The sequence below is a fragment of the Psychroserpens sp. genome (assembly GCF_036960315.1).
Lineage (GTDB): Bacteria > Bacteroidota > Bacteroidia > Flavobacteriales > Flavobacteriaceae > Psychroserpens.
This window is the reverse complement of the sequence record NZ_JBALVR010000004.1, coordinates 1-12,181: the sequence shown is the minus strand read 5'-3', so window position 1 is coordinate 12,181 and position 12,181 is coordinate 1. Positions and strand designations below refer to the sequence as shown.

Annotated in this window: 11 protein-coding genes and 1 tRNA gene; 5 read left to right on the top strand and 7 right to left on the bottom strand. The window is 34.5% G+C overall.

All coding sequences use genetic code 11. The annotated features are described in order from the left end of the window. The first annotated feature begins 12 nt into the window (after positions 1-12). The gene (locus V7719_RS08025; protein WP_335729373.1) at positions 13-813 is read left to right on the top strand and encodes a DUF3667 domain-containing protein; all 801 of its coding nucleotides are present in this window, start codon (positions 13-15) and stop codon (positions 811-813) included. Here V7719_RS08025 and V7719_RS08020 read toward each other — a convergent pair whose 3' ends face one another. Continuing rightward, a complete protein-coding gene (locus V7719_RS08020) occupies positions 814-2,580 on the bottom strand; it encodes an ABC transporter ATP-binding protein (protein WP_335729372.1) in 1,767 nt (588 codons plus the stop codon). 8 nt (positions 2,581-2,588) lie between these two features. Next, complete coding sequence (truA, locus tag V7719_RS08015; protein ID WP_335729371.1) at positions 2,589-3,383, bottom strand: tRNA pseudouridine(38-40) synthase TruA; 795 nt, start codon at positions 3,381-3,383, stop codon at positions 2,589-2,591. 66 nt (positions 3,384-3,449) lie between these two features. Between truA and V7719_RS08010 the strand changes: the two genes are divergently transcribed. Continuing rightward, complete coding sequence (locus V7719_RS08010; RefSeq protein ID WP_335729370.1) at positions 3,450-3,944, top strand: metallophosphoesterase family protein; 495 nt, start codon at positions 3,450-3,452, stop codon at positions 3,942-3,944. Between the two features lie 82 nt (positions 3,945-4,026). Here the strand turns inward: V7719_RS08010 and V7719_RS08005 are convergent, their stop codons facing one another. Next, positions 4,027-4,437, bottom strand: coding sequence for a DUF4293 domain-containing protein (locus V7719_RS08005; protein ID WP_335729369.1), 411 nt, complete (start codon positions 4,435-4,437; stop codon positions 4,027-4,029). 230 nt (positions 4,438-4,667) lie between these two features. Between V7719_RS08005 and rho the strand changes: the two genes are divergently transcribed. Continuing rightward, entirely contained in the window at positions 4,668-6,458 is a 1,791-nt protein-coding gene (rho, locus tag V7719_RS08000) for a transcription termination factor Rho (protein WP_335729368.1), read from the top strand. A gap of 152 nt (positions 6,459-6,610) precedes the next feature. On the opposite strand, the gene rpsT is transcribed toward rho, so the two are convergent. From rpsT to proS, 3 genes are all read right to left on the bottom strand, one after another. Then, positions 6,611-6,865 carry a 30S ribosomal protein S20 gene (gene rpsT, locus V7719_RS07995; RefSeq protein WP_335729367.1) on the bottom strand — a complete coding sequence of 85 codons (255 nt, stop codon included), beginning with the start codon at positions 6,863-6,865 and terminating at the stop codon, positions 6,611-6,613. Between the two features lie 26 nt (positions 6,866-6,891). Then, positions 6,892-6,963: transfer RNA gene (locus V7719_RS07990), tRNA-Glu, on the bottom strand. A 132-nt stretch (positions 6,964-7,095) separates the two neighbouring features. Continuing rightward, positions 7,096-8,574 carry a proline--tRNA ligase gene (gene proS, locus V7719_RS07985; RefSeq protein ID WP_335729366.1) on the bottom strand — a complete coding sequence of 493 codons (1,479 nt, stop codon included), beginning with the start codon at positions 8,572-8,574 and terminating at the stop codon, positions 7,096-7,098. Positions 8,575-8,674: 100 nt separating this feature from the next. Here proS and V7719_RS07980 point away from each other — a divergent pair, with 100 nt between their 5' ends. Together V7719_RS07980 and V7719_RS07975 are read left to right on the top strand one after the other, a co-directional pair. Further along, positions 8,675-9,742, top strand: a complete 1,068-nt coding sequence (locus tag V7719_RS07980) for a hypothetical protein (protein ID WP_335729365.1) — start codon at positions 8,675-8,677, stop codon at positions 9,740-9,742. Positions 9,743-9,780: 38 nt separating this feature from the next. Then, on the top strand, positions 9,781-11,298 hold the full coding sequence (locus V7719_RS07975; RefSeq protein ID WP_335729364.1) for an OmpP1/FadL family transporter: 1,518 nt from the start codon (positions 9,781-9,783) through the stop codon (positions 11,296-11,298). Positions 11,299-11,597: 299 nt separating this feature from the next. Here V7719_RS07975 and V7719_RS07970 read toward each other — a convergent pair. Then, on the bottom strand, positions 11,598-12,181 hold a 584-nt coding region (locus V7719_RS07970; RefSeq protein ID WP_335729363.1), incomplete at its 5' end, for a T9SS type B sorting domain-containing protein.

Below are 12,181 nucleotides of genomic sequence, written 5' to 3'. Positions count from 1 at the left end.
CACAACCATCTAATGAATTGTAAAAACTGCCATACCGAATTAATTCCTGATAGTGATTTCTGTAATCGTTGTGGAGGAAAAGTGATTAGAAATCGCTTAACCGTTAAGAATCTTTTTGAACATTTTAGCGATACTTTTTTCAATTATGACAACAAGCTTATAAGAACGTTTCTTGATTTATTTATAAGGCCAGAGGTTGTAATTGAAGGCTACATTAATGGCATACGAAAACGTTATGTAAATCCTATTAGTTATTTTGGTTTAGCCATAACTTTAACTGGATTATATATTTTAATCCTAGATAAGTTTTATCCAGAAGCTATGGATTATTCCGCATTTGCTTTTGAAGGACAAGAAGAATTCCAAAAGAAAAATGCAAGTTTTATTCAAGAATACATGTCCTTGTTTATGATGCTTTATATCCCAATTTATGCACTCATTGCTCGTGTCACATTTGTAGGATTAAAAAAATTCAATTACACCGAGTTGATCGTTGTTTTTTTGTACTGGCAATCTCAACTATCAATTATCACCGCATTTATTATTGTGATTACAGCAATGTTTGGTGTTCAGCAAGCCCTTTTGAGTATGATATTTCTACCTTTTATGATACTTTATGCGGCTTATACTTTTAAGCGACTATACAAACTTAGTTTTGGGAAAATTATATTAAGAACACTGTTGTTTTTAGGTGTTCTAGGTGTTTTCATGGTAATCATTACTATTATTGTAATGATCATTATGTTTTTTACTGGTGACATGCAACAAATCATAGAAGCTCAAAGAGCAGCTATTGAAGCAGCAAAACAATAGTTAAACAGCTTCAGCCTTTAAAAACTGGACTTCATAGAGATTTCTATAATAGCCATTTTCGACTTTTAGAAGTTCGTTGTGCGTTCCTTTTTCTACAATTTTACCAGCATCCATAACAATAATCTGGTCAGCTTGCTGAACCGTTGCTAAACGATGCGCAATAACGATTGACGTACGTCCTTTGGTAATTTTATCTGTAGCATCTTGTATGAGTTGCTCAGAATATGAATCGACGGAAGACGTCGCTTCATCCAATACCAATATACTTGGATTAGTCACATAAGCTCTCAAAAACGAAATGAGTTGTCGTTGTCCTGAAGACAACATCGATCCACGTTCTTTAACGTTGTAATGATAGCCATTTGGAAGGCTAGAAATAAAATCATGGATTCCGATATTTTTTGCGGCTTGTATAACCTCTTCTTCAGAAATACTAGGATCCTTGAGTGTAATATTATTTAAGATTGTGTCAGCAAACAAAAACACATCCTGTAAAACAACTGCTATTTGAGATCGCAATGATTTTAAGGTTAAACTTTTAATATCTGTTCCATCAATGCAAATGATACCATCGCTGATGTCGTAAAAACGGTTTAATAAATTGATAATGGTGGACTTTCCTGCTCCAGTAGCTCCAACAATAGCAACTGTTTCACCTGCTTTGACCTCTAACGAAATGCCTTTGAGCACTTCTTCGTACTCAACATAAGAAAAGTGCACCTCTTTAAATGAAATATCACCTTTAAATTCTGTAGCGATGTTAGTACCAGAATCATCAATCTGAGATGTCGTATCCAACACTTTAAACACACGATCTGCTGCAACCATTCCCATTTGTAATGTGTTGAATTTATTAGCAATCTGATTTAATGGTCTAAACAACATTGGCACAAACATGATAAATGCAAATAAATTACCTTCTGTTGCTGTACCTTGAATCACAACCATTAATCCTCCTGCCCAAATAATGGATCCTAAAGTTATAGAGGACAACAAATCGGCAATAGGAAAAAATACAGAGTTATACCAAACAGTTTTTAACCATCCTTTTTTATGACGCTCGTTAATGGCTTCAAATTTTTTGAATTCAGTAGCTTCTCTCGTGAATAGCTGAAGAATTTTCATTCCAGTTACACGTTCCTGAACAAAGGAGTTCAAATTAGACACTTCGGTTCTTACTTCTTCAAAAGCTCGTTTCATATACTTCTGAAAAATCTTAGTCGCAAATAATACAATTGGCATTGTTACAAAGGCAATCAAACTCAACTTCCAATTTATATAAATCATGGCTCCAGCAACAACAAGCATCTTAAGTAAATCACTAAAAATCATGAACAAGCCTTGACCAAAAATATCTGCGATACGTTCCATATCTGTAACCGTTCTAGTAATTAGAATACCTACGGAAGAGTTATCATAATATTTCATTCGAAACTTTAAGACATGATTATATAATTTCACTCGAATATCCTTAACAACCGATTGTCCTAACCAACTCGCATAATATATAAAGAGCAATTGACATACCACTTCTAATAGCAATAAAACCAGCATAGCAATGATATAGAACAAGAACCCATTATAGTCTTGAGTCTTAACATGCTCATCTATAGCCTCTTGCAGCACCAATGGTCGTAATACACCAAAAACTGCTAATCCAATCACACAAAACAAAGACCCAATAAACACTAACCTGTACGGTCTAATATATTGAAGTAATCTCTTAAACAAATCGAGATCGAAAGCTTTTGTTTTCTTGTTTTCCATTAAGTTATTTACTTTTTTATGTCTTTTGGATATTCAACATTTACTAAATATAATCCATGAGCAGGCACGGAAAACCCTGCTTCACTCCTATCTTTAGATTTTATAATATCATGCAATTTTTCCAGTTCAAGTTTACCTAAACCAATATTTATGAGAGTTCCTACAACTGCGCGAACCATGTTTCTTAAAAAGCGATCTGCTATTATTGTAAATACTAACTCGTCTCCATTAACGCTCCACTGAGCGAGCATCAATTTACAATTATACGTTTTTACATCTGTATTTACCTTCGAAAAGCATTGAAAATCCTTATACTGTAATAGAATATCGCAAGCTTTATTCATCAACTCGACATTTAACGGTTTCTGTAATGCAAAAGCAAAATCATAGTTAAACACATTTTTGCTAGTCGAAATTCTATAATTATACGATCTACTTATAGCATGAAAACGTGCATGAGCATCGTCTCTAACTTTAAAAATAGATTGAATGGCAATATCCTTTGGAAGAAATGAATTTAATTTAAAAACAAAATTTTCAGGTAATGAATCTTCAAAATCGAAATGCGTATAGAACTTCGAAGCATGAACTCCTGTATCTGTTCTTCCTGCTCCAACAATAGCAATATTCTGCTTTAATATAGTAGATAAGGCCTTTTCCAAAACCTCCTGTACAGATATTGCATCTGGCTGAATTTGCCAACCATGGTATGCTTTTCCGTTATATGATAATTCGATAAAAAACCGCAATAGAAACCTTACTTTTGTATAAGCACAAAGATAATTAGTTTTGATGGTTATCATCTTACATTAACACAATTAAAAGGTTTTCTTCGGGAAATAAACTAAACTAACCACTAGAGCAACTAGATGACAAGAATCCTATTACTCTCTGATACACATAGTTATATTGATGATGCTATTTTAAAATACGTCAAACAAGCTGATGAAGTCTGGCATGCTGGAGATATCGGTGATTTAGCAGTGACCGACAAGATTAAAGCATTAAAACCCTTACGTGCAGTATACGGAAATATTGATGACGCTAAAGCGCGAACAGAATTTCCAGAAAATAACCGGTTTATGTGTGAAGATGTTGCTGTTTGGATGACGCATATTGGAGGTTATCCACCTAAATATAACATGAGAACTCGAGATTTGATAAAGGAGAATCCACCTCGGATTTTCATCTGTGGACATTCACACATTCTGAAAGTGATGCCAGATAAACGCTATAATTTGATTCATATGAATCCTGGCGCAGTCGGCAAACATGGTTTTCACAACATAAGAACCATGCTACGCTTTACCATTGATGGCAAAAAAATCGAAAATCTTGAAGTGATAGAATTTCCGAAGCGCTAATATTTCCGAAAAACATAAAGCATTAAAAAACCCAAGGTCTTCACCTTGGGTTTACGCACTAAAATAATTAAGATAATAGGGTTTATCGTAATCGATCGACAGATTTCACGAGGTCTTCATCCTTTTTTATGGCCTTATTGGCTAAAACCAATAACACGATAGATAAAATAGGAATGAATATCCCAACACCTTTCTCTGAGATATGACTCTCTCCAGGTGGTATTAGCAATTGATACACAAAAAATCCTAATAAAATAAAGTTTAATATGATATTAAGTCGTCCCAAAACAAATTGAAACTTCCTGTTTTTATAGCTAAATATAGAGATTAAAGATAATAAAGCAGATCCTAAAAACAAACCTAGATACAAATAGTCATCTTTTGCAAAGACCATAACATCTTCGCTATTGGTCCACAAATGAAACACAAATATTAAGCCTGCAGACACAGCTGCAGATAATAATAGATATATGGTTTGTATGCGTTGAATCATTTATAATTATCTCTAATGAAGCACAAAATTAATAGTTTCTTTTTAAAAGATGTATTAAATTTCAAAAATAAAATTGTATTATTGCATTAACAATCTGTTACACTCAGAGTTGCAGAGGGTTAAATCTTCAGATTTTTTTCAAATTTTTCCCACCATTAACATTTTTCAGAAAAGAGAAAAGTAAGAAATAAATCCATTTCAAAGAATAAACTTAATTAGTATACATATACATGTTCGAAATTTCCGAATTAAAAGCAAAGAAGCTTCCTGAACTTCAGGATATAGCTCAAAAATTAAACGTACCAAAATACCGTTCGTTAAAAAAATTAGATCTTGTTTACCAAATCTTAGACTTTCAGGCAGCCAATCCAGATGCTGTGAAAAAAGAAGTCATTGCACCTACACCTGCACCTGCAGAGAAAGTAGAGCAAAAGAAACCTGTACAGCAACAACGAAAGCCAAGAGCTCGTGTTGAGAAAAAACAAGATGAAAAACCTGCGCAACAGCAGAAAATGGAATTAGATGAGAAAAAAGACGTTACGTCACCTAAAACTCATACTAATGAGAAAGACGATACGTCACCTAAAGCTCATACTAATGAGAAAGAGGATACGTCTCCTAAAACTCATTCCAACGAAAAAAAAGATACTAGAAATAACAATCCGAGAACCAATAATCAGAATACCGATAATCGTTCTAAAAATTCCAACGATAATAAACCTAATCCGAATCAGAATCAGAAGGATAACGATAATAAACAAAATCAATCAAAAGACCATAAACCTAATCCGCGTCAAAAAACCAATGACACAAATAAGCCTAATCCGCGTCAAAAGGATGGCAATGTGCATAAAAATAACGGAAACAAAGACAGTCGTAACCGTTACAGAGAACCGGATTTCGAATTTGATGCCATCATAGAAAGTGAAGGTGTTTTAGATATTATGCAAGATGGTTATGGCTTTTTACGTTCATCTGATTATAACTATTTATCATCTCCCGATGATATTTATGTATCGCAATCACAAATTAGATTATTTGGATTAAAAGTTGGTGATACTGTTTTTGGAAATGTACGCCCACCAAAAGAAGGTGAAAAATATTTCCCATTAATCAAGGTAAGTAAAATTAACGGTCAGAGTCCAAATGTCGTTAGAGACCGTGTCGCTTTTGAACATTTAACTCCTTTATTTCCGGAAGAGAAATTTAATCTAGCTGAGAAGCAAGCAACTATCTCTACACGTATTATGGATTTGTTCGCTCCAATAGGAAAAGGACAACGTGGTATGATTGTATCACAACCTAAAACGGGTAAGACCATGTTACTTAAGGATGTTGCAAATGCAATTGCAGCTAATCATCCTGAGGTTTACCAAATGATTTTATTAATTGATGAACGTCCTGAAGAGGTAACAGATATGCAACGTAATGTGCGTGGTGAAGTTATTGCTTCTACCTTTGATAAAGAAGCACACGAGCACGTAAAAATCGCGAATATCGTTTTAGAAAAAGCAAAACGACTTGTAGAATGTGGCCACGATGTGGTAATTCTTTTAGACTCAATTACACGTTTAGCAAGAGCTTATAACTCGGTTCAACCAGCATCTGGAAAGATTCTTTCTGGTGGTGTTGATGCGAATGCGCTTCATAAGCCAAAGCGTTTCTTTGGAGCTGCACGTAATATCGAAAATGGTGGTTCGTTAACTATCATTGCTACAGCATTGACCGAAACAGGTTCAAAAATGGATGAAGTGATTTTTGAAGAATTTAAAGGAACAGGTAATATGGAATTACAGTTAGATCGTAAAATTTCTAACCGTCGTATTTTCCCTGCAATCGACTTAACATCTTCGAGTACACGTCGTGATGATATTCTATTAGATGAAACTACTATTAAAAGAATGTGGGTAATGCGTAAATACCTTGCCGACATGAATCCTGTAGAAGCTATGGAATTCATAAATGATAGATTCAAGCAAACTAGAAACAATGAAGAGTTCTTAGTATCTATGAATGGATAACATCTCTTTAAGACTAATATAACACAACAAAAAAAGCCCTTAATCGATATTAAGGGCTTTTTTATATTATAGATTAAATTTACCTAAAATATAACGCAACAAAAAAAGCCTCTCGTAAGAGAAGCTTCTATAATTTTAACTATAAGCTTTTGCTAACTTAATGAAGCTACATGCTTAGTTAAACTAGACTTTAAATTAGCCGCTTTATTATCGTGGATAACATTATTTCTAGCTAACTTATCTATCATTGAAATCACTGCAGGCAAATATTCATTTGCGTCTTTAGCTTTCTCCATGTCACGTAATCTTTTAATAGCACCACGAGTTGTCTTGTGTTGATATCTGTTACGTAAACGTTTAGCGTCGTTACTTCTAATTCTTTTTAATGCTGACTTATGATTTGCCATTGTATATTATTTCTTATTAAAAATCGTAGCCCGTAGGGGAATCGAACCCCTCTTACATGGATGAAAACCATGCGTCCTAGCCGATAGACGAACGGGCCATTTGAGTTATTTCTGTTTGAAACTTAAATTTAAGCTTCATTTCAAATGAACAAGCAATTACTCATTGCGGATGCAAAAATACAACTATTTTTAAATGTTGCAACACCTTAATAAACTTTTTTGAAAAAAATTTAATATGCCTTAGCAAAAAGCACTCTATTAGTTGATGGATTACCAGTGTATACGCATTTCCCAGCTTCTTTTTTCACATCCATTGGGATACACCTAATAGTAGCTTTGGTAAGTTCTTTTATCTTTTGTTCAGTTTCTGCTGTACCATCCCAATGCGCAGATATAAAACCTGTCTTACCTTCTAAAACCTCTTTAAAGGTTTCAAAATCATCAACTTCGGAAATATGAGTATCTCTATAATTAAGTGCTTTACTAAATAATTCTTCCTGAATTGTTTTTAAAAGTGTTTCAACAGTAGAAACTAAATCATCCATAGAAACTATTTCTTTAGTCAAGGTATCACGTCTTGCTAACTCAACAGTGCCATTTTCCAAATCCTTAGGACCTATTGCTATTCTTAAAGGCACACCTTGAAGCTCATGTTGCGCAAATTTAGCACCTGGCCTATGTGTCGTTCTAGAATCAAACTTGCAAGAAACACCTAAAGTCTTTAATTCTTTAATGATGGTATTGGCCTTTTCAGTAATCACTTCAAGTTGCTCATCATTTCTATATATAGGCACGATAACGACTTGAGATGGCGCTAAATTTGGAGGCAAAACCAGTCCTTTATCATCACTATGTGTCATAATCAAAGCTCCCATTAATCGTGTTGAAACTCCCCAAGATGTTGCCCATACATGATCTAGCTTACCTTCATTATTGGTAAACTTCACATCAAATGCTTTAGCAAAATTTTGGCCTAAGAAATGAGACGTACCAGCCTGAAGCGCCTTCCCATCCTGCATTAATGCTTCTATACAATACGTTTCAATAGCTCCTGCAAAACGTTCACTTTCAGTTTTCACACCTTTAATGACTGGAATCGCCATGAAATTTTCTGCAAATTCAGCATATACATCATTCATTAGTTCAGCTTCAATAACAGCTTCAGCTTTTGTAGCATGAGCAGTGTGACCTTCTTGCCATAAAAATTCAGCTGTACGTAAAAACAATCGTGTTCTCATTTCCCAACGCACGACATTACACCATTGGTTAATTAGTAAAGGTAAATCTCTATAACTTTGAATCCATCCTTTAAAAGTATGCCAAATAATAGCTTCACTAGTTGGTCTTACAATAAGCTCTTCCTCTAGTTTAGCCTCTGGATCAACACGGAGTTTCCCTTCATTATCTGGATCATTTTGTAGTCTATAATGCGTAACGATTGCACACTCCTTTGCGAAGCCCTCTGCATTTTTTTCTTCAGCTTCAAACAAACTTTTAGGCACAAAAAGTGGGAAATATGCATTTTGATGACCTGTTTCCTTAAACATTCTATCTAATTCCGCTTGCATTTTTTCCCAAATTGCATAACCATAAGGTTTGATGACCATGCAGCCTCTAACCGCTGAATTCTCAGCTAAATCAGCCTTTACGACCAATTCGTTATACCATTTAGAATAATCTTCTGTTCTACTTGTAAGGTTTTTACTCATTATCTGCTTTTTGGCACAAAATTTGTGATTATGTTAAATAAAAAAATAGTTCAGCAAAACTAACTATTTTTGTAATGTTCAACAATTAAAATCAAAAGATATGCAATTAAACAATTACATACAGACGAAATTGCCAATTATTGTTGCACTAAGCTTAACATTCTTGTTTGCTTCTTGTGGATCATATCAATATGTTGGTTATGATAATGATGGTATTTATAGTGACGATGCAGTAGTGTACGAAGAGACAAGCAATGTTCCTGTTGAAGACAACAGTTTATATAAAGATTATTTTACTGAAAAAGCTTTACAATATAGCGAAATACCAGATGATGGTAGTGCTATATTTACTGATATAGATGATTATGTAGGTGACTACGACGACGAATCATCTGAAGAAATTCAAACTGGTAATGCTGGTTGGGGTCAAGATAGTGATCAAGTTACCATAACTATTATCAATCGCTATGATAATTGGGGATGGAATAACTGGGGCTTTAATGCTGGTTATGGTTGGAATAATTGGGGCAGATACAATTCTCGTTGGGGAGGTGGATTTGGTTGGAACAATTGGGGATGGAATCCTTACTTCGGATACGGCTATGGCAACTATGGATATGGAGGCTTTAATGCATGGTGTCCACCAGGATATTACGGTTATAACTATGGAAATTCCTATTACGGAAATAATCTTGCATACAACTATGGTAGACGAGGATCGGATAATTATGGCCGAAGAGGCACTAATAATACATCAAATTCAGGTCGAAGATCTATAGCTAGCAGAAGTGTGTTAGGGAATTCAACTAGAGCACTTACATCACGCCCAAGAACTAATACTCGTAGCAATACTCGTATAACTAGACCTCAAACAACAAGAACTAATACTCGTATAACTAGACCTCAATCGACTAGAACAAGAACTAATACTCGTATAACTAGACCACAATCAACAAGAACAAGAACTAATACTCGTTCAACAAGAACTAGAACTAACAGTTCTTCGACTAGAACAAGAAGCAATTCTAGCTCATCAAGAACTAGAGTTACACCTAGTAGAAGTAGCACTCGAAGTAGTGGTTCTTCAGCGAGAAGCTCTGGAGGTTCTTCAAGATCATCTGGATCTTCAAAGTCATCAACTAGAAGTAGTTCTAGAAAAAGAGGATAATTCGATATTATTTATTGCAAAAGTTTTAAAAATTTAATATGAAAAAGTTAATTATACTTGTCATAGGTGTATTCTCTATGTCCAATATTATAGCTCAAGATATATCTGACGCACTCAGATTTTCTCAAGATGAAATTCAAGGAACAGCACGATTTAGAGCAATGAGTGGTGCGTTTGGAGCACTAGGTGGAGATATGTCTGCCGTAAGTATAAATCCTGCTAGTTCGGCAATATTTAGCAGAAGTCACGCTTCTATATCGCTTTCAAGCTTAAATTCTGACAATGACGTGTCTTTTTTTAATGGACAAAATTCATCATCAGATTCAAAAATTGATTTACATCAAGCTGGAGCTGCATTTGTGTTTGCTAATAGAAACGAAAACTCTTCATGGCGAAAATTTGTTGTAAGTGTTGCGTATGATAAAACTGCAAATTATGATGACGAGTGGTTTGCTTCTGGTCAGAATACTAATTCAATTGACAGCTACTTTTTAGCTTATGCTCAAGGACGAAGGCTAGATGAAATTTCTGCTTTTCCAGGAGAAACAATTTCAGAAGCTTATGCAGAAATAGGCACTTTTTATGGCTTCGGAAATCAACAAGCATTCTTAGGATATGAGTCTTTTATTCTAGAACCAGATACTGATACTGATGACAATACAGTTTATAATTCAAATATTGCTCCTGGAACTTTCAATCAAAGTTATAATTATGTTGCTAGAGGTTATAATGGAAAATTAAGTTTTAATGCTGCTACTCAATATGAAGATAGATTATATCTAGGACTAAACTTAAACACACATTTTATTAATTATGAAAGATTTACATCCTTTGATGAGTCAAACTCAAACGCAGGATCTTTAGTTACCGATGTTGGCTTTGACAACAATTTACTAACTACAGGTAATGGCTTTTCATTTCAATTGGGAGCTATTTTAAAATTAACTAAAGAGTTTAGAGCTGGCTTTACATATAATTCACCAACTTGGTTAACTCTTACAGAAGAAACCTCTCAAAGTATTGGGACAATAAGAAATGATGGTGGTAGTAATCTCTCAACGTCTATCAATCCAAACGTTATTAATATTTTCCCAAATTATAGACTTCAGTCTCCAGGAAAGATCACCGGAAGTTTAGCTTATGTTTTTGGAGAACAAGCGTTATTGAGTTTTGATTATTCGAGAAGAAATTTTAAAAACACAAAATTCAGACCTACATCTGATGCATTCTTTGCTTCTCAAAATGAAATTATGGATAACATATTTAAAATTGCTAACACGTACAGATTCGGAGGAGAGTTTAAGCATCAACAATTTAGTTTTAGAGGTGGCTACAGATTTGAAGAAAGTCCGTATGAGGACGACTCATTTTACGGAGATCTTACTGGCTACTCTTTAGGTCTTGGTTATAACTTCGGAAACACCAAACTAGATTTAACTTATGATGTGGCAGAAAGAACAGTTAACAATCAACTGTACTCAGTTGGTCTTACAGATGCCGCTACTTTAGATACTAAAAACTCTAACATAACACTAACATTAGGTTTTAACTTGTAACAATTCATAAACATACTTTATAAAAAATGCTGAACTGTAGTTCGGCATTTTTTATTGAAAATATTAGGCAATAGCCTAACAAAAGATATTACGTTTTAAAATATATCATATAGCAAGACTTCTTTTAATAAGTATCTATAATTTCAGACTGAAGCCCAATAGAACAAATCAATCTTTTCACTAATGTATGTAATGAATAAGGTTTATTATTCATCTGTTTCTTAAAATCTATGATGGATGTCAAAAAGAAAAAGCTATGCATCTCTACATAGCTTTTAAATATTTTAATTAAACTACACCTATCTTTTCAGGGTAAAGTGGGCTCTAAATTCTTTACGGTCACCTGTATTAGGCTCATTGTACTCCACTACAAACCAGTAGTCACTCGTTGGCATCTGATTACCGTTATAGGTACCATTCCATCCACCTCCTGTCGGACTGAGTTGCTTGAGTAGTTTTCCGTATCTGTCAAATACATAAATTTTTGCGCTTGGTTGATTATTTATTGCGCTAATGTTCCATGTGTCGTTATATCCATCGCCATTTGGTGTAAAGAACTTCGGATAATCCATAACTATGACTTCATCACTCGCCTCTCCGCAACCATTCTTATCTCTGGCCGTAACCACATGCTCACCTAACGATACATCTACAAAGATGGGCTCATCTTGCCATGGACCGTCATCCAAACTATACTCATACTCGCCTACCCCTACGACACTAACTTCTATAACATGAGTATCTGCAAAAGCATCTGTTGTAACTGTAGCGGTAACCTCTGGTGGATCACTCTCAATAACCTCTGTACTATCACTGCTCTCACACATCGTGTTGCTTGAACTTGTAACATCGGTTACCGTAACACTATACGTTCCGCCTTCAC

Coding starts and splice junctions, on each gene's coding strand:
- V7719_RS08005 (WP_335729369.1), bottom strand. CDS start 4,437: ATGATTCAACGCATACAAACCATATATCTATTATTATCTGCAGCTGTG.
- V7719_RS08010 (WP_335729370.1), top strand. CDS start 3,450: ATGACAAGAATCCTATTACTCTCTGATACACATAGTTATATTGATGAT.
- V7719_RS08025 (WP_335729373.1), top strand. CDS start 13: ATGAATTGTAAAAACTGCCATACCGAATTAATTCCTGATAGTGATTTC.
- truA (WP_335729371.1), bottom strand. CDS start 3,383: ATGATAACCATCAAAACTAATTATCTTTGTGCTTATACAAAAGTAAGG.
- V7719_RS07980 (WP_335729365.1), top strand. CDS start 8,675: ATGCAATTAAACAATTACATACAGACGAAATTGCCAATTATTGTTGCA.
- V7719_RS08020 (WP_335729372.1), bottom strand. CDS start 2,580: ATGGAAAACAAGAAAACAAAAGCTTTCGATCTCGATTTGTTTAAGAGA.
- rho (WP_335729368.1), top strand. CDS start 4,668: ATGTTCGAAATTTCCGAATTAAAAGCAAAGAAGCTTCCTGAACTTCAG.
- rpsT (WP_335729367.1), bottom strand. CDS start 6,865: ATGGCAAATCATAAGTCAGCATTAAAAAGAATTAGAAGTAACGACGCT.
- proS (WP_335729366.1), bottom strand. CDS start 8,574: ATGAGTAAAAACCTTACAAGTAGAACAGAAGATTATTCTAAATGGTAT.
- V7719_RS07975 (WP_335729364.1), top strand. CDS start 9,781: ATGAAAAAGTTAATTATACTTGTCATAGGTGTATTCTCTATGTCCAAT.